This is a genomic window from Undibacterium sp. JH2W, from assembly GCF_049340425.1.
Classification (GTDB): Bacteria; Pseudomonadota; Gammaproteobacteria; order Burkholderiales; family Burkholderiaceae_D; genus Undibacterium.
Genome location: NZ_JBMPOT010000010.1, coordinates 64,139 through 86,378, shown reverse-complemented (window position 1 = coordinate 86,378; position 22,240 = coordinate 64,139). Strand labels below are relative to the sequence as shown.

General features: G+C 51.6%; 17 protein-coding genes. 13 read left to right on the top strand and 4 right to left on the bottom strand.

The genetic code is table 11. The features are described from left to right. Positions 1 to 1,740 carry an alkaline phosphatase D family protein gene (locus ACO0LC_RS16310; protein ID WP_423004914.1) on the bottom strand — a complete coding sequence of 580 codons (1,740 nt, stop codon included), beginning with the start codon at positions 1,738 to 1,740 and terminating at the stop codon, positions 1 to 3. A 190-nt stretch (positions 1,741 to 1,930) separates the two neighbouring features. Here ACO0LC_RS16310 and ACO0LC_RS16305 point away from each other — a divergent pair, with 190 nt between their 5' ends. Beyond that, positions 1,931 to 2,542 (top strand): glutathione S-transferase family protein, encoded by a 612-nt coding sequence (locus ACO0LC_RS16305; RefSeq protein ID WP_423004912.1) that lies wholly within the window; start codon positions 1,931 to 1,933, stop codon positions 2,540 to 2,542. Between the two features lie 265 nt (positions 2,543 to 2,807). Then, a complete protein-coding gene (locus ACO0LC_RS16300) occupies positions 2,808 to 4,151 on the top strand; it encodes a reverse transcriptase family protein (RefSeq protein WP_423004910.1) in 1,344 nt (447 codons plus the stop codon). A 105-nt stretch (positions 4,152 to 4,256) separates the two neighbouring features. On the opposite strand, the gene ACO0LC_RS16295 is transcribed toward ACO0LC_RS16300, so the two are convergent. Both ACO0LC_RS16295 and ACO0LC_RS16290 read right to left on the bottom strand, forming a co-directional pair. Continuing rightward, on the bottom strand, positions 4,257 to 4,628 hold the full coding sequence (locus ACO0LC_RS16295; protein WP_423004908.1) for a DUF423 domain-containing protein: 372 nt from the start codon (positions 4,626 to 4,628) through the stop codon (positions 4,257 to 4,259). A 127-nt stretch (positions 4,629 to 4,755) separates the two neighbouring features. After that, the gene (locus ACO0LC_RS16290; RefSeq protein ID WP_423004906.1) at positions 4,756 to 8,340 is read right to left on the bottom strand and encodes an indolepyruvate ferredoxin oxidoreductase family protein; all 3,585 of its coding nucleotides are present in this window, start codon (positions 8,338 to 8,340) and stop codon (positions 4,756 to 4,758) included. A gap of 376 nt (positions 8,341 to 8,716) precedes the next feature. Between ACO0LC_RS16290 and ACO0LC_RS16285 the strand changes: the two genes are divergently transcribed. Genes ACO0LC_RS16285 through xerC form a run of 4 tightly spaced genes read left to right on the top strand, consistent with a single transcriptional unit; the run spans position 8,717 to position 13,566 of the window. Further along, entirely contained in the window at positions 8,717 to 11,047 is a 2,331-nt protein-coding gene (locus ACO0LC_RS16285) for a methyl-accepting chemotaxis protein (protein ID WP_423004904.1), read from the top strand. A gap of 53 nt (positions 11,048 to 11,100) precedes the next feature. After that, on the top strand, positions 11,101 to 11,964 hold the full coding sequence (gene dapF / locus ACO0LC_RS16280; protein WP_423004902.1) for a diaminopimelate epimerase: 864 nt from the start codon (positions 11,101 to 11,103) through the stop codon (positions 11,962 to 11,964). Continuing rightward, the gene (locus tag ACO0LC_RS16275; RefSeq protein WP_423004900.1) at positions 11,961 to 12,620 is read left to right on the top strand and encodes a DUF484 family protein; all 660 of its coding nucleotides are present in this window, start codon (positions 11,961 to 11,963) and stop codon (positions 12,618 to 12,620) included. The genes dapF and ACO0LC_RS16275 overlap by 4 nt, the downstream gene beginning before the upstream one ends. Before the next feature lie 25 nt (positions 12,621 to 12,645). Continuing rightward, complete coding sequence (gene xerC, locus ACO0LC_RS16270; RefSeq protein ID WP_423004898.1) at positions 12,646 to 13,566, top strand: tyrosine recombinase XerC; 921 nt, start codon at positions 12,646 to 12,648, stop codon at positions 13,564 to 13,566. 172 nt (positions 13,567 to 13,738) lie between these two features. Here the strand turns inward: xerC and ACO0LC_RS16265 are convergent, their stop codons facing one another. Further along, on the bottom strand, positions 13,739 to 14,791 hold the full coding sequence (locus ACO0LC_RS16265; protein WP_423004896.1) for an OmpA family protein: 1,053 nt from the start codon (positions 14,789 to 14,791) through the stop codon (positions 13,739 to 13,741). Positions 14,792 to 15,085: 294 nt separating this feature from the next. Here ACO0LC_RS16265 and ACO0LC_RS16260 point away from each other — a divergent pair, with 294 nt between their 5' ends. The 7 genes from ACO0LC_RS16260 (at position 15,086) to ACO0LC_RS16230 (ending at position 22,217) form a co-directional block, all read left to right on the top strand. Next, entirely contained in the window at positions 15,086 to 16,543 is a 1,458-nt protein-coding gene (locus tag ACO0LC_RS16260) for an alkaline phosphatase (protein WP_423004894.1), read from the top strand. Between the two features lie 33 nt (positions 16,544 to 16,576). Next, on the top strand, positions 16,577 to 17,983 hold the full coding sequence (locus tag ACO0LC_RS16255) for an alkaline phosphatase (protein ID WP_423004892.1): 1,407 nt from the start codon (positions 16,577 to 16,579) through the stop codon (positions 17,981 to 17,983). Positions 17,984 to 18,081: 98 nt separating this feature from the next. Next, positions 18,082 to 18,822, top strand: a complete 741-nt coding sequence (locus ACO0LC_RS16250; RefSeq protein ID WP_423004890.1) for a hypothetical protein — start codon at positions 18,082 to 18,084, stop codon at positions 18,820 to 18,822. 420 nt (positions 18,823 to 19,242) lie between these two features. After that, the gene (locus ACO0LC_RS16245) at positions 19,243 to 19,722 is read left to right on the top strand and encodes a Fur family transcriptional regulator (protein ID WP_423004888.1); all 480 of its coding nucleotides are present in this window, start codon (positions 19,243 to 19,245) and stop codon (positions 19,720 to 19,722) included. 27 nt (positions 19,723 to 19,749) lie between these two features. Then, complete coding sequence (locus tag ACO0LC_RS16240; protein WP_423004886.1) at positions 19,750 to 20,844, top strand: CobW family GTP-binding protein; 1,095 nt, start codon at positions 19,750 to 19,752, stop codon at positions 20,842 to 20,844. Positions 20,845 to 21,049: 205 nt separating this feature from the next. Further along, positions 21,050 to 21,454, top strand: coding sequence for an RNA polymerase-binding protein DksA (gene dksA, locus ACO0LC_RS16235; protein ID WP_110256573.1), 405 nt, complete (start codon positions 21,050 to 21,052; stop codon positions 21,452 to 21,454). A 361-nt stretch (positions 21,455 to 21,815) separates the two neighbouring features. Further along, complete coding sequence (locus tag ACO0LC_RS16230; protein WP_423004884.1) at positions 21,816 to 22,217, top strand: hypothetical protein; 402 nt, start codon at positions 21,816 to 21,818, stop codon at positions 22,215 to 22,217. Positions 22,218 to 22,240: the final 23 nt, after the last annotated feature.

Below are 22,240 nucleotides of genomic sequence, written 5' to 3'. Positions count from 1 at the left end.
TTATCCAGCGTAAGTGAAGGCATCCACGCTGGTTGTATAGCTGGAACTGGTGATGGTGCTGACATATACATACTCACCCTTGGCCATTGTGGGCGTGACGGTGATCAGCATATAACCGCGACGGGACGTGTCTATATAGTTGATGTCATCCACCAGTGCCTTGATGGTACCTGCCAGAGTTGCAGGTGGCACCAGGGCGGGCGGGAAGACACTTTCAAAACCCGAAGAAGTCACCGACATACCCGCAAATTCTGCACCGACTTGCGTGCCATCCGGCAGCGTCAGTTTATTGAACCAGGCATTGTGGCTATCACCTGACAAGACCAGGAACTTCTTGCCTGCCGTTTTCAATTTCGCAGCCGAATTGAAAACAGTATCGCGGGCATTTGGATAACCTTCCCAGTTATCGAAGTTATAGGAGATTTTTGGATTCTTGAGTGGATCCAACAAATCTTTTTGTGTCTGCGTTTGTACTGCTGCTGGCGTAGCCTTGGCAGTCAGATAGGCAGTCACGGAATCTGCACTCAGATTGGCTTTCAGCACGGATGCTGGCAATTGCACGCGCCCCATGACAGTCTGGTTGCCCAATACCTGCCAGGTCGCCTTGGAGGAACTCATTTGCGTATCCAGCCAGGCTTGCTGGGTAACACCCAGTAATTGCTTGTTCTTGTTGAAAGCATACGGCAAGAATGCCGGATCAGCCACATCGCGGCCTTGTGCATCAAGCATGCGGTCAGGCGCTTGTTCACGACCTATCATGCGGGTATCGAGCATGTGCAGTGACAACAGGTTACCGAAATCAAAAGAGCGGTAAATCTTCAGCAAATTGCTGGTATCTGGTGAACGTATCGGCATCCACTCATGATAAACCTGGCTGGCCGCTGCCTTGCGCGCGGCCCATGGACCTTGCGTCGCAGGATTATGATTTTCTGCCGCATCCATCCAGGCATTATTGGCAAATTCATGATCGTCCCAGATGGTGATCATGGGCATGCGGGCATGCAGGGCTTTCAGGTAAGGGTCAGCCTTGTGCAGGGCATGGCGGGCGCGGTAATCAGCCACCGTGACGATCTCGTTGGCTGGCGCGGAAACGCGGCCAGCAACTTGCGATGCAACAGGCGGATAAACACCGTCCTTGTACTCATAAATATAATCACCCAGGTGCAGAGCAAATTGTGCACCGGAAGAGATTGCGCTGTCATAGGCATTGAAATAGCCGGCAGGATAATCACTGCATGAGAACACCGCCAGCTTGACCTGATCCACATTGCCGACAGGCAGGGTGCGAGTACGACCGACCGGAGAGATACTATTATTCGGTGCTATAAAGCGATAGTAATATTCAGTGTTGGCAGTCAGACCTGTGGCATCGACCTTGGCAGTAAAACCTGTGGCCGCGCTGGTCGTCACTTTGCCTGAGAACAGTACGCTGGCAAAACTCGCATCCGCCGCCATTTGCCAGGTCAGGTCCACACTGGCATCGGTCGATATCTTGGCATGGGTCCACAAAATAATGCGATCAGCCAAAGGATCACCGCTGGCGACACCATAATTGAAAGCTGCCATCTCACCATTCAAGACTGGGGCTGAGACTGTGGATGAACCACCGCAAGCAGTCAGCACACCACCTGATGCCATGACGGCAGCAACGGAGGACATCTTGATGAAAAAGCCGCGACGGCCAATATTGGCCGACTGCACTTGTTTGTCTTGTTGGTCTTTTTTCTGATCGTTTTGCATCTGGCTACTCCACTGGAAATCACAGATAGTAGGGCCGCCTTGTGTCAGGAATGTGACGCCAATGGCAATTCCGACAGGAAACTCTAGAGGCTTAACTCTAGTGCCGCAACACAGCAAGCCGCACACTCATCAAAAACTGGGCATAATGAGTTTTTGCGATTTTCTAATTCCCCCACACCGCGAGGCTGCCATGATAGAACTCCACCACTTAAAAGAATCACGCTCACGCCGTATCACCTGGTTGCTTGAAGAGCTGGGCCTGGATTACACCGTCATTTCTTATGACCGTGATCCTCAGACCCGCCTGGCGCCGCCCGAGCTGCAAAAGATACACCCGCTGGGCAAGGCCCCTGTGCTGCGTGATAAAGACCAGACGCTGATCGAATCCGGTGCCATCATCGATTACCTGATACGCACTTATGGCAATGGTCGTCTGGCCCCTGCCGTGGGCACTTCCGACTACAACCGCTATGTACAATTCCTGCACTATGCAGAGGGCTCTGCCATGTTGCCACTGCTGCTGAAGTTGTATGTAGGGCGTCTGGGTGAAGCTGGTACACCTTTGCACCCGCGTATCAACGGCGAGGTGGCAAACCATTTTGGTTACCTGAATAGCGAACTCGAGGGCCGTGATTATTTCGTCGGTGACAGCCTGACGGGGGCAGACATACAATTGTCGTTTGCCGTACAGTCCGCCGTGCGTGGCGCTGGCCGCGAGGCATTCCCCAACCTGACCCGCTTTGTTGACATGGTGGAGGCACGTCCTGCCTATCAACAAGCCGTCGCCAAATATAGTGAATAGAACAGGGAAATTACCTACTTGAGATTGACAGCCAGACTTGCATAGCCTATCTTCGCAAGGCGGCGTATCCTGCAAGCTGGCGTTCAAACGCAAGTCCATAACGCCTCTGCGGGGTTACCCCGTGGGATAAATTGACCTGGTATTTCATCGCGTGAGCCGCCCTGCATTCCATGCAGACAGGCTCACACTACACGAGACTGGTTGCAGGCTCTGCGCCGCCCCGCTGTCCCCCAAATATACCTCGATACCTCACAGCCTTATATTCATGGATACACCCAAGCAGGTCGCCTTAGCTATCGCCGATGCCTTACTGGCAGGTGAATGCAGTCATATCGCCCTGATGAAAAACATGAGCTGGGTACTGGGCAGGAAATGGCCATGGATACCAGCGCTATGTCAAAAAATTCATCGCCATGCTGGCCCGCATTTTTATCACTATACACGCCATGAAATCGCTGCATTGATACTGGATGACCACGGCTACTACGATGCCTGGCGCGACGGGGAAAAACCACAAATCAAACAGTATTGTCTGCAGCCTACCATCGCCCCGGAAAAACCGGCATGGCTGCAGGCGCTGGCCCTGCCTGACTTCAGCAACTCGGCTGATCTGGCCAGACACCTGAACCTGACTGTCAATGAACTGGCCTGGTTCGCCGATCAATGGCGGCAGGATGCGCAGGTAGCGCCCCAACTCGGACACTACCATTACCGCTGGCTGGAAAAAGCAACTGGCGGCTGGCGTTTGCTGGAAATACCCAAGTCACGTCTGCGCAATATACAAAGAAAAATTCTGCAACAGATATTGAACCGGGTGCCACCACATGCAGCGGCGCAGGCTTTCCAACAGGGTCGCTCCAGCCTCAGCCATGCGGCACAGCATACGGGCAAGCGCGTTGTAGTCAGGCTGGACTTAAAAGATTTTTTTTGCAGCATCCCTGGTTCACGCCTGCATGCACTATTTAGCAAACTGGCTTATCCGGAAAAAGTAGCCGGTACACTGGCAAGACTATGCAGCAATCGCACGCCTGGCGCTATCTTCAGGAATAAAACTGACAAGCCGCAGGCCTCTATCAGCGCTGCACATCTCTTACGTAGCCCGCATCTGCCACAAGGTGCGCCGACCTCCCCCGCTCTCGCTAATCTATGTGCGTACCGCCTCGATATGCGCCTGCAAGCTTTGGTGGACAGCATGCAAGCCAATTATAGCCGTTATGCAGATGACCTGACGTTTTCTGGTGATGAGCAATTTGAGCAAAGCCTGCAAAGATTTATCCCGCAGGTGGCTGCCATCGTGCTGGAAGAAGGTTTTGTATTGAATTATAAGAAGACCCGCATCATGCGCGCTGCAACCAGACAGCAAGTCACAGGTATCGTCGTCAACAGCCATTGCAATATCAAGCGCGCTGAGTACGATACTTTGAAAGCGATACTGACTAATTGCCTGCGCCACAATCCCGCTTCACAAAACCGCGCAGGACATGCAGATTTTCGCGCCCATCTGGCAGGCAAGCTCGCCTATATGCGTATGATCAACCCGGTACGCACGGCAAAACTGCAAGCTCTGTTTGAGCAGATCAACTGGTCAGGATCGCCAATCACAGCATAGAACCTGTTTACGATCTGTAGCGAGCGAGCGTCAGCGGTGTCAGAGTAACTAAGGGCAGCGCATGAGCATCGATCACGCTCGCGCAGTAAGATCGTAAGCAGGTTCTTAACGGCGGATTGCCGCCCACGTCAGCATCGCCCAGCCGGCCAGGAAGACCACGCCACCTATGGGCGTAATCGCCCCCAATATGCGCACACCAGTGAGTGCCAGTGCATACAGGCTGCCACTGAAAATGATCACCCCTATCAACATCGCCCAGGCCGCCTTGCGCAACAAGGCATTATCCTGTTGCTGCAACATGATGCCCAGCGCCAGCATGCCCAGGCCATGCACCATCTGGTAAGTTACCGCCGTTTGCCAGATCGTCAGCATGTCGGCACTCAATATTTGCTTCAAGCCATGCGCACCAAAGGCACCGGCAGTGACGCCTATGAACATGAGGATGGCGGCTGTAGCGATGAAAGAACGTGCTTGCATGATGGATTCCAGACTAAAAGAGAAACGCTATTTTAAAGCCTTGTGGCTTTATTGCTTAAGCCGATAGTCAGGCATAAAAAAACCGCCATGCAAAACATGGCGGTTTCAGTAGGAGCAATCGATCTGATTATGCAGCTTTTTGCGCAGACTGTGCCGTATTGAATTCAGCAATCAGTGTTGCTTCCTTGGCCTTGGCGGCTTTGAAATGCCTTTCCTTGACATGACCATAACCGCGTATGTCTTCAGGGATGCTGGCAATGGCGACTGCCTTGGACAAATTATCGGCATTCAGCAAAGGCAGCAGTTTGTTCAAAGTTTGCTTGTACTCGACTGGCAAGGCGCGTTCCATTTTGCGTTCTTCGGTATAGCCAAAGATATCAAAGGTGCCGCCGCGCAGGGACTTGAACTTGGCCAGCAAACCAAATGCCTTCATCATCCATGGGCCAAACTGTTGCTTGATCAAATGGCCTTTGTCATCACGCTTGGCCAACAGTGGCGGTGCGAGGTGGAAGTTGATCGCGTAGTCACCTTCAAACATGTCGGCAATTTTCTTTTGGAATTTGCCGTCGGTGTACAGGCGTGCGACTTCATATTCGTCTTTGTACGCCATCAGTTTGAACAGGTATTTGGCTACCGCTTCTGTCAGGCGCAAAGGCTTGTTACCATCGACGAGTTTACTTTCTGCGGCTTTGACTTGCGCCACAAAGTCGCTGTACTGGCTGGCATAAGCCGCATCCTGATAATCCGTCAGGAAAGTCACGCGCTTGTTGATGGTGTCATCCAGTGTCGGTGCGCGTTTCAGTTCTATGACTTGTGCCGGTGTCACCAGGCGTTGCACAGCTGCCAGATCATGCGCAGCCAGACGACCCCAGTTAAATGCCTGCTTGTTGAAGTCGATAGATACGCCATTGAGTTCAATCGCACGCATCAGGGCAACTTCTTCGAGTGGCACCCAGCCCTTTTGCCAGGAATAGCCAAGGATGAACATATTCGTCGCAATATTGTCACCCATCAAGGCCGTGGCTATCGAGGCTGCATCGATCAGATCGACACGGTCGGCACCGCAAGCTTTACGGATATCGCCCTCAGCTGATTCAGCCGGGAATTGCCAGTTAGGATTCTTGATGAAGGTAGAAGTTGGCGAACCATTGGCATTGATGGCGGCATGGGTACGGCCTTCGCCCATACGTGACAGCGCATCCTTGCCTGCCGTCACGATCAGGTCACAGCCTATGACCAGATCAGCCATGCCTGTACCTACACGTGTCGATTGTATGTCATCAGCTTTGTCAGCCAGGCGTACGTGTGACATCACCGCACCGCCTTTTTGCGCCAGGCCTGTCATGTCCAGCACGGAACAGGCTTTGCCTTGCAAATGCGCCGCCATCGCCATGATCTGACCGATGGTGATGACGCCAGTACCACCGACACCGGTCACCAGTACACCGAAAGGTGTCTTGGTATCAGGCAGGGCTGGATAAGGCAGTGCATTCACGTCGAGTGCATTACCTGGTTCAATTTTCGTTTTTGCCGGTTTCTTGAGCTTGCCGCCTTCAACGGTGACAAAGCTGGGGCAAAAACCTGTGACACAGGAAAAATCCTTATTACAGGAAGACTGGTTGATCTGGCGCTTGCGACCGAATTCGGTTTCCAGCGGCTCGACTGACAGGCAGTTGGATTGCACTGAGCAATCGCCACAGCCTTCACACACAGCTTCATTGATGACTGCACGTTTGGCAGGGTCAGGGAAGCCAGGTTTGCCATCCTTGTCGATTTTTTTCCTGCGGCGGCGTTTTTCCGAAGCACAGGTCTGGTCATAGATCATCGCCGAGACGCCCTTGGCCACGCGCAATTCGCGTTGCACGGCATCGAGTTCGCTACGGTGGCGCACGGTGACACCGGCAGCCCAGGGATAGCCTGCACCATATTTTTCTGGCTCGTCAGTAACGACGATGATAGGACCTACGCCTTCAGCGGCGATCTGGCGCGAGATCATGCCAGGGTCCAGCGGGCCATCGAATTCCTGGCCACCGGTCATGGCAACGGCATCATTGAACAGGATTTTGTAGGTGATATTGACTTCACCCGACACCGCAGCACGTATCGCCAGCAAACCCGAGTGATAGTAAGTACCATCACCCAGATTACAGAAGACATGGTTCTCGGTCGTGAACGGTGCCTGGCCTACCCAGGTCACACCTTCAGCACCCATGTGGGTGAAGGTGGAGGTTTCACGGTCCATCCAGGTCACCATGTAATGGCAACCGATACCGGCCAGGGCACGGCTGCCTTCCGGTACTTTGGTGGAAGTGTTGTGCGGGCAGCCGGAACAGAAATGTGGTACACGGTCTTTATTAGGATCAGGCTTGGAGATCACATTCAGCATGGCTTCCTTGGCTTCCAGATAGGCCACGCGCTCTTTCACGCGTTGCTCTACCGGGTGACCAGCGAAGTAGCGGCTGATGCGGGAAGCAATCGCGCGGGCGATCTGTGCCGGGCTCAGCTCATACGTCGCAGGCAGCAGCCATTCACCATGGCCAGAACCATGCAGGTTGCTCCACTCACCACTATCATCAAACTTGCCAACCACGCGTGGGCGGACTTTGTCTTCCCAGTTGTACAGTTCTTCTTTTAAAGCGTATTCAAGGATCTGGCGTTTTTCTTCAACCACCAGGATTTCTTCCAGTCCGGTAGCGAATTCGCGCACGCCTTCAGATTCCAGCGGCCAGGTCAGGCCTATCTTGTACAGACGTATGCCTATGTCCTTGGCGACTTGCTCATCTATGCCCAGGTCGGCCAGTGCCTGACGGGTATCGAGATAAGATTTACCGGCGGTAATGATACCTATCTTGGCAACCGGGCTGTCCCAGATGATTTTATTGAGTTTGTTGGCACGCGCATAGGCCAGCGCCGCATACCATTTGTAGTTATTCATGCGGATTTCTTGCGCCAGCACCGGGTCTGGTGTGCGGATGTTCACGCCATCGGCAGGCAAGACAAAATCTTCAGGAATCACTGGTTTGACGCGATCTGGGTCGATATCAACGACAGCACCGGATTCCACGATGTCCGTTACGCATTTCATCGATACCCACAGGCCGGTATAACGCGACATGGCGATGCCATGCAGACCATAGTCCAGATACTCTTGCACGGTAGATGGGTACAAAACCGGAATACCGCAGGCTTTGAGGATATGTTCACTCTGATGCGCTGCTGTAGAAGACTTGGCAGCATGGTCATCACCAGCCACGACCAGTACACCGCCATGTTTTGATGTACCCGCCAGATTGGCATGTTTGAACACGTCACCGCAACGATCTACACCCGGGCCTTTGCCGTACCACATGGCAAACACACCATCATATTTCGCACCAGGGAACATATTCACCTGTTGCGTACCCCAGACTGTCGTGGCCGCCAAGTCTTCATTGACGCCAGGGTGAAATTTAACATGGTGTTTGGACAGATGTTTTTTCGCCTTGGCAGCAGTCAGATCAACGTTACCCAGAGGTGAACCGCGATAGCCGCTGATATAACCGCCGGTATTCAAGCCCGCTTTTTCATCGGCCTGGCGCTGCAGCATCATCAGGCGTATCAGGGCCTGGGTGCCGGTCATGAAAGCGCGGCCGCGCTCCAGCGTAAATTTATCGTCCAGGGAAATATTGTTGTCGATCAGCGCCTGCTGCTCGGCTTTGAGGGGTGCGTTCATGGGGTCTCCGTGCTTTTTTATCGTGTGGCAATGGTGTGCGCAACAAAACAGAATCACCTTTTGAGTGAATCATATACTTTTTAAGCTAGCTTGAATTGTGAAAGGCGAACTACTTCAATCTACTATTTATGGATCGCACATTAACATGCTGTATTGCCCACCCCAATGGACAGTGCCTCACAAAAAGACCAGTACAGTATGACTGACACTTAACTAAAGTGTACTGGTCGCACTTACTTTATGCTTACTTTATGGATGGAAAATTTGTTTTTTATGCATGTAATTTCTATCGTATCAATAACAATAATCTGGGAGAATAGCTGATATCCAAGAGCAGGCTCCTTATAGGCGGTGATGCATTAAAGCGAGGATTTGTATGTCCGGGAATAAAGTCAGTCTGACCGATAAGATCATGCACCCCTGTACAGTGCTGATGAGCAAACTGAGTTTGCGCAGCAAATTACTGGGTATCTTTATTCTTTTGCTACTGCCTCTGTTGTTTTTTGCCAGCCTGGCGCTCAAGCAGATCCATGCTGAAGCCATAAAAGTGCACGCGGGCTTATTGGGGGTGGAGGCAAATGGCCTGATCATGAAAGTCGTGATACAGACGCAAAAGCACCGCGGTCAGGTCAATCTCAAGCTGTCGGGTCAAAACTTGGATGAAGACTTGCTCAAGACCAGGGCTGAGTTAAAAAGCAGCCTGGATCAATTTGATCTGTTCCTCAATAACAACACCGCCCTGGCTTTGCATGCATCATGGAAAGCCAGCGCCGATGAACTCAGGCAACTTGTGGCAGGCCAGATTGCTGCCAACGTTAAAGACAATGTCGCCCAGCATAGTCGCCTGATCAGGCAAGGTCTGCAGTTTTCTGCCTTGCTCAGTGAAAAGACAGGTTTGCTGACGAATAGTGACAGTGCGAATTTTCTTTTACTGGATATATCCATACGCAAACTACCGGTCTGGATAGAGCATCTGGCCCTACTGCGCGGGCTGGGAGCCAGCTATATCAAAACCGGAGCTATGGAATTTCCGGAAAAAGCAGGCATAGTCTCGCGTCTCGATGCCTTGCAGACAGCCATGAATAGCGTCGCTGATCTGGATGATGCCATGCAGCGCGCTGGTTTGAACCTGGCCGCAGCAGAACAGACAGCCTTTGAGGCATCGCAGGCATTTGCTGCGCTGGCCAGAAAAAACCTGCTGGCAGATAGTATCAACGGCGATGCCAGCGCCTATTTTTCGCAAGGCACGCAAGCCATAGAAAAAGCCCTGGCACTGCAAACCCAGATGCAAGGCAAGCTGAGCGGGATGCTGACAGACAGCAGCAAGCAAATGGATTTGTATCAAAACCTGCTGGGCCTGGGTATAGCGCTTATTGTCATCCTCAGTTGCTATCTGGCGCTGGGCTTTTATCGCGACTTCATTTCCGCCTTGAACCTGGTCGCGCGGGCAGCCCGTGCAGTTGCCGCTGGTGACTTGACCAATCATATACGCATTATAGGTAAGGACGAACTGGCAAAAACCGGCAATTTGCTGGAAGTCATGAATGGCAATTTGTCACGACTGGTCGCCAATGTGCGCAGCAATGCCAGTATGGTGGCGCAACTGGGCGAGGGGCTGGCAAGTAATATCAGCGACCTGACTGTCAGGACCGAACAACAGGCATCCAGCCTGGAGCAGACATCGGCCAGCGTAGACGACCTGGCCGATACTGTCAAAAAGAATGCAGACAGTGCCAGGGCGGTAGACAACCTGGCAGCAAACCTGCGCCTGATTACTGAATCGACAGGTGACGACATGCGCGCCGCCGTCGATTCCATGAATGGCATACATCAGAGTGCACGCAAGGTGCAGGAAATCGTCGGACTCATCGATGGCATTTCTTTCCAGACCGATATTCTGGCCCTGAATGCGGCTGTTGAGGCATCCCGTGCCGGTGAGCACGGGCGTGGTTTTGCCGTCGTTGCCAGTGAAGTGCGCAGTCTGGCACACAGAAGTGCCGATTTGGCGCGCCAGATCAGGCGCTTGATTGATGATTCCGTGCACAGAGTGGATCAGGGTGTACACCAGATCAGCAATGTCAACCAGACCCTGACTGATATCGTCGGCGGCATCCGCGACCTGGCAAATAATATCAATGCCATCTCGGTCGCTTCCAGCGAACAAAGCAATGGTTTGTCGCAAATATCCGAAGCTTTGCGTCATCTCGACGGCATCACGCAAAGCAATGCGCAGATGGCAGAGCAGGCCAAACATGCTTCCATCAGCCTGGAAGACAAGGCCCTGGCCTTGACCAGGGCTGTATCAGCCTTCAAATTACTACAAGGCACTGCGGACGAAGCCTATGCCCTGGTCAAGAAAGCCGTGACTGTTTATCAATCCAAAGGCAGGCCCGCCCTGCATATCATCACCACCAATGCCGACAAACTGTTTGCCGACCGCGACATGTATGTATTTGCCTTTGACCGCAATGGCCAATACCTGGCGTTTGCAGGCAATGCCGCCAAACTCAAGGTCAATCTCTTCCATGTCGATGGCCTGGATGGCCGCAAACTGGTCAGGGAAGCCTTTGAATTGCCAGCAAGCGGCGGTTGGGTCAATTACACGATAGTCAATCCAGTCTCAAAAAAGACCGAGGCGAAAACTTCTTATATAGAAACAGTCGATGACAATCTGGTATTGGGTTGCGGTGTCTATCAGCTCGAGTGATATCAAAACGCCAGAAGCACATGAGCTATGCCGACTGAGGATATAATCACAGCATGAAACTCAAATTCACCAAAATGCATGGTGCAGGCAATGATTTTGTCGTTATCGATGCCATCAACCAGCACATCAATTTCACTCCTGCGCAGTGGAGGCTGATTGCCGACCGCCGTTTTGGCATAGGTGCAGACCAGATCCTGGTGGTAGAACGCCCGGAAAGCCAGGATGTTGACTTCCGCTATCGCATCTATAACGCTGACGGTGGCGAAGTCGAGCAATGCGGCAATGGCTCGCGCGCCTTTGTGCAGTTTGTCATCGAAAAAGGCTTGACCAGCAAATCCAGCATACGGGTAGAAACCATGTCCGGCATCATAGAGCCGCGCATGGGAGATGATGGCAATATCACTGTCAATATGGGCGCGCCTATACTGGCAGCGGCTCAGGTGCCATTCAATGCCGAAGGTCTGGAGTCCAGGGCCGAGGGAAATGATAGCTTGTGGCCGCTGGACATCAATGGCAAGCAGGTCTGGATTTCTGCCGTATCTATGGGTAATCCACATGCGGTGCAGGTCGTGGCTGATGTTGATGACTTCCCGGTTGCCCTTGATGGCCCGCTGATAGAACATCACCCGCGTTTCCCGCGCCGGGTGAACGCCGGTTTCATGGAAATAGTGACACGCCAGCATATACGCCTGCGCGTGTTTGAACGCGGTGCCGGTGAAACCCTGGCTTGCGGCACTGGTGCCTGTGCAGCAGCTGTGGCTGGCATACGCCGTGGCTTGCTCGATAGCCCGGTACGTGTCAGCATGCGTGGCGGTGAACTCTCTATCGCCTGGGCAGGCGAAGGCCAGCCAGTTTTCCTCAGCGGACCCGCTGTCACCGTCTTTGAAGGCGAAATTAATTTAACAGAAACACCATGAATTCTAACGATATCGCCACCTACCTGATACAGCATCCGCATTTTTTTGAAGAACATGCAGAATTGCTGGGTTCCATCAAACTCACCAGCCCGGTCATGGGACGTGCTATCTCGCTACAGGAAAGGCAGATGGAAGTCGTGCGCGAAAAATATCGCGGCCTGGAATTGCGTATGGCAGACTTGCTGCGTATTGCTGAAGAAAACCACGATATCAGCCAAAAATTCCAGCAATGGACCCGCGCTCTTTTGCTGGCGCGCAATGATGTTGATTTGCCGTATGCCCTGACCCAGGGTTTGCAGGATATTTTTGAGCTGCCGCATGCCACCTTGCGCTTATGGAATGTCGCTGAAGACTTTACCCATACCTGGTTTGCCAGTCCCACCAGTGACGATGCGCAATTGTTTGCCAAGGGTTTGAGCACGCCCTACTGTGGCAAGAACCATGATTTTGAAGCAGCAGCCTGGCTGGAAACTGATCAGGTGATTGAATCCCTGGCAATGCTGCCTTTGCGCCTGTCGGCCACAGGTGGGACCTTTGGCTTGCTGGTATTGGGCTCCCCTGATCCAAATCGCTATACCAAAGAGATGGCCACTGATTTCCTCAGCAAGATCGCCGATACCAGCAGTGCGGCACTGAGCTGCATGGTGGATATGTAGTTGCTTCGCCCCTGGAAAGTCTGGCATGAACACGCAAGATCAGTATCTGGCTAATTATCTGGAAGTCTTGCGCAGTCAAAGGCAATTGTCCCGGCACACGCTGGACAGCTACCTGCTGGATTTGCATGAGCTGATCAGGCTTGCCGGGAACACCGAGCTGATTAGCCTGACTACCCATCATATACGGCGCTTCGCGGCCCAAATGCATGCAAGCGGCCAAAATGCCCGTAGCATAGCCCGCAAACTGTCGAGCTGGCGTGGCTTTTACCGCTGGTTGCTGGAAGAGCATGATCTGGCCACCAACCCGGTAGAAGGCGTGCGCGCTCCCAAGAAAGGCAAGCCCCTGCCGAAAGCCCTGGGGGCTGATGATGCAGTGCGCCTGGTCGCCCACAAAGGCGCCGACCAGCCCACGGCACGCGCCAACCGTGCCATGTTTGAACTTCTGTATTCCAGTGGTTTGCGGGTATCTGAACTGGCCAGCCTGGATGTGACGGCGGTCAATGAATCGGGCTATAGCTCGGCAGGCTGGGTTGATACGCAGGAAGGTGAAGTCCATGTCACAGGCAAAGGCGGCAAGCAACGCATAGTGCCTGTAGGCAAACCTGCACTGGCAGCATTGCAAGACTGGCTGGCGATACGGCCTACCCTGGTGAAAGCTGACCCGCACCCACTGTTTTTAAGCGAGCGCGGCACCCGCATTTCTATTCGCCTGATACAGCTGCGCCTGAAGGCGCATGCGCAAACTCTGGACATACCGGCCAATGTGCATCCGCATATGTTGCGCCACTCTTTCGCCTCGCATGTTTTGCAATCTTCCGGCGACTTGCGCGCCGTGCAGGAAATGCTGGGCCACAGCTCTATTGCGGCGACCCAGGTCTATACTTCTCTGGATTTCCAGCATCTGGCCAAGGTATATGACCAGACGCATCCACGTGCAAAAAAGTAAGTCGCTACTGGTTTAGAACCTGTTTACGATCTGTAGCGAGCGTCAGCGGGGTCAGGGTAACAAAAACGCAGCGCAAAAAGCGGAATGTACTTAATTACATGAGCATTTTGAGCAGCATATGAGCCCCGCATGGACTCACGTTGCGCTCGCGCTTAAGATCGTAAGCAGGTTCTCAGCGCAAGACCATTTCCACACGCCTGTTCTTGGAGCGCCCCGCCTCGGCAGCATTGGAAGCGCGCGGTGCCAGTGGACCTACACCCTTGGCGATAAAACGGGCATCGGCAATCCCATAGCCTTTAAGCGCATCGACCACGGCCTGGGCGCGCTTGCCTGACAAAGTCATATTGTAGTCAAGCACGCCCTGGGTATCGGTGTGGCCGACGATATAAACAGCTGCGCTATTGGCTTTCAGGTATTTCGCCATCTCATCAAGCTGTGGCTTGGATTCTGGTTTGATGATGGCTTTATCGGTATCAAAATACAGGCCATAAAAGCTGACAGTACCGTTTGCTGCCAGTTCCTTGCTGATGGCATCGGCATCGACGGTGACGATATTCTGCTCCATGGCTTTTGGTTCCAGCACTTCTACCAGTACCGCAACGTGGTCGCTGAGGCTGTCAGTGATATCGCCCATGGTGCCGCCAGAATTCAAGGCTGCGTACACACCTACATAGGTCGCAGCAGCACCAGCCCCTTTTTGCAGCAAAGCATAACGTATCTCCTTGGCACCATCAAACACGGCGGAAACAAAGCGATTGCGATTGTTATCGTAACCTTCTCCTTGAACATGGGTACGTTTTTCATTCCAGTTGTATTTTAGGCTTTTGAAGGAAGGGCCACAACTATCGTTATCACACTGAAATGCCGGCTTGAAGCCTTTGCTGGACAGGCTGTCAGTGAAATTGCGGAAGACTTCCAGTGAAGAGCGGCCTTTGGGGGCGACATAAACTGTACGCGTCAACGTTCCCTCGGCATGCTGCACTTTGGAAAACTTCTTGTTGCTGCTGTAGTCTGGCTCGGTGGCCGGACCAGTCGGGAAGTTGATCTCGTCAAAGGCTTTTTGTGTCTGTAACAGAATACTGGAACCCTGGTAACGTCCGGTCAGGGGATGATCCTTGGCATTCGGTGCATCCGAGCTCAAGACTTTTTCATAGGCGGGATTACTGGCAGCATGAACAAACTGACTGGCAGCAAGCACCAATCCCAAAAAAAGTGGTTTCAGCATTTTTTGCATGATTTCAGAGACTCCCGGTAAAAGTAAAAATATGTAGATTTTTACAACGACTACTAATGTAGCACAAGCCTAAGCCCCTCTTGCTGATTTTCAGACTTGCCTTCCTTTGCCAATAACGCTGCAATCGCCTTTCGGCGGACTGCCGTCTGTCATTATCGCCCTTGCTTTGGATAGATGGCGTATCCGAACTGGTATGCATTAAAGCAGGGCATCACTGAAGGCGTCATCCTTATGTAACAAAATATAGCTATATTCCTTGCTTTTAATCAAGCAGGATAGCCAACAATGAAACGCCATTATTTCTCCGTTGCTGCGATCAGCGCAGCAATCACCTTGTTAGTTGCAGGATGCAGCAACAATTCAACTACCCCGCTTGATGCACCTCCCGTTGTGGAAGCACCTAAAAATGTTATTTTCTTTTTAGGCGATGGCATGGGCATGACCACCATGACCGCTGCACGCATTTATTCTGTCGGTGAAGATGGTGAGCTGACTATGGATACTTTGCCAGAAACAGCATTCGTCAAAACATTTTCCAATGACGCCCAGGTCACCGATAGTGCCCCCTCCATGTCTGCGTACATGACAGGCGTGAAGATGAATAACGAAGTCATCGCCATGTCATCCGATACCTTGGCAATAGACCCGGTAGCCGACGCCAATGGCAACAAACTGAGCAATAATTGCGGCACAAAAAATGGCACACCAGCGACAACGCTGCTGGAACTGGCCAAAGCCAAAGGATTATCTGCAGGTGTAGTGACGACTACGCGTGTCACTCACGCCACCCCGGCTGCAACGTATTCACATATTTGCCATCGCGATCTGGAAAATGATATTGCCGCCGCAGCAGTACCTGGAGGCGCAGGTTATAACAACGCATTGGGGACGACAGGTCTGGATGTCTTGATGGGTGGTGGCAAGCAATTTTTCGTCCCTGTCAAAGATGGCGGCAAGCGTTCCGATGGACGCGACCTGATCGCCGAGATGAAAGCAAAAAATTATGCTTTCGCAAGCAATAGTAAAGAATTCAATGCTATTGATGGGACCAAAACGGACCGCCTGTTTGGTATCTTCACATCCAGTCACATGAGCTATGACCTTGATCGCGACCCTGCACTGGAACCTAGCCTGGCAGAAATGACGACCAAGGCGATGGATGTATTGTCAAAAAATAGCAAGGGTTATTTCCTCATGGTTGAGGGCGGTCGCATCGATCATGCCCTGCATGAAACCACCGCTAAAAAAGCCTTACAGGATACAGTTGCTTTTGACAATGCTATCAAGGCCGCCATTGCGAAAGCCAAGCTCTCCGATCCTGATTTGAAAAATACCCTGATCGTCGTAACTGCTGATCATGACCACACTCTGGTATTGAATGGTTACGCCAAACGTACTGGCAAAACAGCTGCCGGTAATCCAGGCGTGCTGGGTGTAGTCAAAAATTACGTGACTGGCACGATAGAAAAAGATCTGGACGGCGCACCGTATTCCATTATCGGTTTTGGTAATGGTGAAAATCGTACACAAGGCAATCGCTCCAGCATGATCAGCCTGGATGAAAATACGACGAGTGCCAATACTTATCATCAGGAATCGGTAGTGCGTGTCGCCGCTGGCAGTGAGACCCATGGTGGTACTGATGTATTTCTGGGAGCAATCGGTAAAGGTGCTGACACCTTCCTGGGCACGATAGACAACACAAAAGTATTCAGCCTGGTTAAGACCGCTGCTGGCCTGTGATTATTTGACCTTGTTGAGAACGGATAAACGACTATGAAACAAACATTTTTAGCTGCAGCACTGGCACTGAGTTTTGCAAATTCTGCCTACGCTGCAGGCGAAGCAAAAAACATCATTTTTTTCCTTGGCGATGGCATGGGCCCATCCACAGTGACTGCATCCCGTATTTTTAAATACGGTGAGGATGGCAGCCTGAACATGGATAAGCTGGAGCGCACTGCACGTATCAAGACGTATTCCAATGATGCCCAGACTACTGATAGTGCGCCGTCGATGGCCGCCTACATGACGGGCGTCAAGATGAATAATGAAGTCATTTCCATGAGCCCGGAAACTGTCGCGACACCACCAGGTAAAGATGCCAATGGCAATCTTGGTATCAATAATTGCGCAGCAACAGGCAATGGTGCATCTGTAGCGACCATACTGGAACTCGCGAAAGCCAAAGGAAAAGCCATTGGTTCCATCACCACGACAGAATTAACACACGCAACGCCTGCCGCTACTTTTTCTCACATCTGCAACAGAAATGCTCAGTATGCAATTGCTGCACAACTGGTGCCAGGTGGTGCAGGCTATAACAGCGCCTTGCTGGATGGCGTGGATGTATTGATGGGCGGCGGCCGCAATCATTTCCTGCCTTATGATGCCAGCTCCAGCACAGGTAAACTGGGGCGTGCGGATGGCCGCAACTTATTGACTGAACTTGGCGCCAAAGGCTATACCGTCTCGGCAAACAAAGCAGACATGATCGCGGCACCGACCAACAAGAAATTTATCGGCCTGTACAGCAGTAAAAGCCATCTGGAATATGAATTGGATCGTACCGCAACACCACCAGTAGGTGAAGGTGCCACCCAGCCTAGCCTCGCTGAAATGACAACCAAGGCGATGGATATTCTTTCACAAAATGCCAACGGCTATTTCCTGATGGTAGAAGGCGGTCGTATTGATCATGCTTTGCACGGCACCAATGCCAAACGCGCACTGATAGATACAATTGCGTTTGATGATGCCATCAAGGCAGCACTGGACAAGGCAAAATTGACTGATCCTACTTTGGCCAACACCTTGATCGTCGTCACTGCAGACCACGATCATACATTGGCCTTCAATGGTTATGGCAAGCGTGGCAATCCTATCCTCGATATCAACCGTGACTACAAAACGGGTCAGGCGACTAAAGATGCCGACGGTAACACTTACACCACCTTGGTTTTCGGAAATGGACCGAACCGTCCTGACCTGCGTACCAACCTCGATAGCGCAACCGTTCTGGCTGATAATTATTTGCAGGAAACCGGTGTACGTCTTGCCAGTGAAACGCATGGCGGTGGCGACGTAAAATTGTTTGCAACTGGCGCTGGCGCCAAATCTTTCAAAGGCACACTGGACAACACCAAAGTATTCGGTTTGTTGAAATCAGCATTTGGCTTTTGATTGAACCTGCTTATTTAGTATAGGCACACCAGAGCGTGATGACACGCTCTGGTTTTTTGTATTTCTGCTCAGCATTTCTGCCCTTGCCCCATATCGTCATGAAAAATCTTTCACTTTTATTCGCCGCCTGTACCCTCATCGCTGCTACAACAGGCACTGTCAGTGCTGGAACAATATCTAGCGCAGTGCCTGACCTGAATCTGCGCATACAGTATTTCAGCAAAGTGCTGACACCAGAAGGAGTCACTCGCGAAGCACGTTATGAAGAAGCGATGTTACGTCGCCCCGGGCATGTGTGGGTCACCCGTAGCTTGCCTGAAAATATTGGTGCATTACAGGATGATCATCAGGACCAGGGGAAAGACAAAAAGAAAGTATCCTTAAACGCGAAAGAAGAACAGCATAAGCATTTCAATCATGTGCTCATACCCCGCCATATTTTCATGGATGGCAACAAGCCACGTATAGAATTCATTAACGCACCAGAAAAAGAAGTCATTGCAATTCCCCCTTCAGAATATGCCAACGTCAATTTTGACGGTTCCTGGGAAAATGCTTTTTACCTGCTTGACCCTGTGCTGGTCAAGGCCATACCGGTCTCAAACAGAGCATCCACCATCAGCGGCGCACGCTGGAGGGAGCGTGAAAAAAATGGCGTGTTCCAGCGCGTACTGTGGGATGAACAAAAGCAAATCCCCTGGGTTATTGAGAGCGGCGACAATGCGGGTACGTTTTATCGTCGTGTCGATGTAAAACTGCAAGCTGCTACCAGCCGTGAATTGCCATGGCAAAACATCAAGGGCTATGCGCATAAAGAATACGCTGATTTTCTTGATTGACACCATGGGCGCGGGTTAACAAATCAAATTAAAGATCAAATTAAAGATCAAATTAAAGATCAAAAGCACAGCAAGCTGCACATCAGCTACCCTGAACGATCATATGCGTTCAGGGCGATGTGCCCGCAAGGTGTTGTTGCTCGATACCAAGCACGAAAATACGATAGCTTTCATCATAGACAAGACTTGCGTAAAACCAGTCCAGCTGCGTAACAGCCTTGGGCTTGCGTTCCTGCCGTCGCTGACAATGCAATAGGGATTTCCGACTATATATTGTCTGCCGACACTCATCCTCGCAAGATGGGGGGGATTAAAGGCTTAGCCTTGCGAGGACGATGTGGCCTAAGGGCTGATAAAATTCAGTTTTGCAACTGAATTGCAATTTCAGGCATAATGTAGTTTGAAAACCTGAGATTTGTTATGAAATCCTCCCCTCCTTTACAGACACCAAGCATGGTATCGAGCTTATTGCGAGACGCGGGCATACGTGCCACGGATGCCCGCCGCAGTGTGCTGTCTGAGCTGCTGACGAGTCGGCGCGCCTTATCGCATCTGGAGTTGCAAGATGCCTTTCCGACAATGGACAGGGTGACACTCTATCGCGCACTCGATTGCCTGACCGAAGCCGATCTGGTGCACAAAATACCAGGCGATGATCGTGTATTTCGCTACAGCACGGGCAATGACCACGATACTGCCAGTAAACCTACCAAAGGCCATCATCATGGCCATTTTAAATGCACACGCTGCACCCGAGTGTTCTGCCTGGATGAAACGCAGGAACCGGGCTCCCTGAAAGAACAATTACAAATGAGCTTGGAAGCATCGCTGGGCCGTGGCTTTCAAAGTCACGACATAGAATTGACTATCAAGGGCTGGTGCGCTGACTGCTCCAAATAACTTGTCTAACCTGTTTCAGAGAAAATCATGGCATTAATCCCTACCACTATACTCACCGGCTTTTTGGGCGCGGGCAAGACCACACTGCTGAACCGCATTTTGCAAGAAGATCATGGCCACAAGATTGCCGTCATAGAAAATGAATTCGGCCAGGAAAACATAGACAATGAAATCCTGGTGCAAGACAGTAATGAACAAATCGTGGAAATGAATAATGGCTGTGTCTGTTGCACGGTGCGCGGCGATCTGATCGTCGCACTGAGCAAACTGGTACAGCAAAAAAATGAAGGCAAGCTGCATTTTGACCGTGTCATCATAGAAACCACGGGCCTGGCCAACCCCGGCCCGGTGGCACAGACTTTCTTTGTCGATGAAGAAGTCGGCACTTATTACATGCTCGATGCCGTGGTCACCGTAGTGGATGCCCGCCACGGCATGCAACAGCTTGATGAACATGAAGAAGCGCAGCGCCAGGTTGGCTTTGCCGACAAGATCCTGTTATCGAAAACTGATCTGGTCGATGGAGAGACAGTCGCTACCCTGCGCACCCGCCTGGCGCGCATGAATCCACGGGCGCCCATCAGCGCAGTCGACTTTGGCAAGATTGCCATCAGCGAAGTGCTGGACCTGAAAGGCTTCAACCTGAACGCCAAGCTGGACCTGGACCCCGACTTCCTGCGCGCGGAGGAGGCCGAACACGACCATAAGCACGAAGATGAAGCCTGCGATGCAGATTGCACCCATGAACACCACCATCATAAAGGACATGGCGAGCATGGTGACCATGGCCCGCATGCACACAACCATCACCATGCCCACCATTCTGATGATATTGCCGCCTTTGTCTTTAAAAGCACGCGCCCCTTCAATACCGGGCAACTGGATGAATTCCTGGGTGGCCTGGTGCAAGTCTTTGGTCCGCGCATGTTGCGTTATAAAGGTGTCTTGTTGATGGATGGGGCAGACCGCAAAGTCATCTTCCAGGGCGTGCATCAAATCATGGGAACGGACGTGGGTGCCAAGTGGGGTGAAAACGAGTTGCGCGAAAGCAAGATGGTGTTTATTGGCAAAAATCTACCTAAAGACATATTTATTCAAGGTTTGGAGCATTGTTTGGTATAAACTAGCGGGCTATTGAAGACAGGCGTTGTCTGTCGTGCAAGTGGCTTTCATGCAAATGTCATTTACTTTATCAATAAGGGGAGGATAATTGTCTGGGGCAAACTTGTTTCAGATTTGTTCTATGTATTAACCCGTCGTATCGAAAGTAAGCGAAGTGGCAACTAAATCACCTAAATCGACTGCTACAGTCAGCGCACCCGAAGCTCTGCTCACAGAGGAAGAAATCCTCAAGATGGGCGAGAAGGACTATATGAACGCTGCACAACTGGCATTTTTCAAGGCCCGTTTGCAGCAGCTTGAGAAGGATTTATTGAAGAACGCCGACGAAACCACCGAGCATCTTCGTGAAACCGTATTAGTACCAGACCCGGCAGACCGTGCCACGATAGAGGAAGAACATGCGCTGGAATTGCGCACCCGCGATCGTGAACGCAAATTGCTGAAGAAAGTACAGCAATCCATCAATAGTATTGATGAAGGCGATTACGGCTGGTGCGAAGAAACCGGTGAACCCATTGGTGTTCCACGCCTGCTGGCGCGTCCTACAGCGACCCTGTCACTGGAAGCACAGCAAAGACGTGAAATGAAGCAAAAGTTGTACGGCGACTGAGCTAGGTCCTGTTTTTCTGACGCTTCTGGTTCACAAAAGCGTGCGGTGGCAACTGCGCGCTTTTTTATTTCAAAGAAATGCAACCATGTTGCAATCGATGGAACTTTTGCGCGATAATTTACTCTTATCTCATGCTACATAGGCTGGCGGCGGAATATTTGCCTGTCACGCTTGCATGAAATGTCGGTTTTTTACTACATATTTGCTAGTATTTTTACGGCTCTTTTTAGAGTCTGGCCATTTTTGCAAGCCGATTTATTGGTTTTTTTGACTTCTGCTGTTGAAGCATCATTTTGAGCAGCAGTTTGCATAATATTTGTTTTACGGTTTTCTCCTACAAAATCAGAAATTCAGCCTGAAAATGTCACGCGCCTTCAAGATCAATAAGCAAAACAGCAAACGATGGTTGCTGTGCCTGCTATTGCCTGCGCTGTTATTTACCCAGTGGCTGGGGCTGGCGCATAAGATTTCACATGCGGGCTGGGCTGGCAATTCAGCGAATGCCGGTGTCGTCGTAGCGCAAGCTGCATCGCAAACTGCACAGGCAGGCTCTTTCCTGTTTGGCAGCCAGGATGAGAATGCCCTGCATTCTTGCGCCCTGTACGACGCCGTCAGTGCCGCCGACTTTTTGCACCAGGTGCAGGATGTACAGCAACTCCAGGCCGGCAAGGCCCTGGTCACTCCCAGCACTGCCATACTGAGCTGGCTGGCAGCACTGCAAGTCCCTTTTTCTTCCCGCGCCCCTCCTTCCCTGTTTGCCTGATAAGCGCCGCGGCATCATTACAG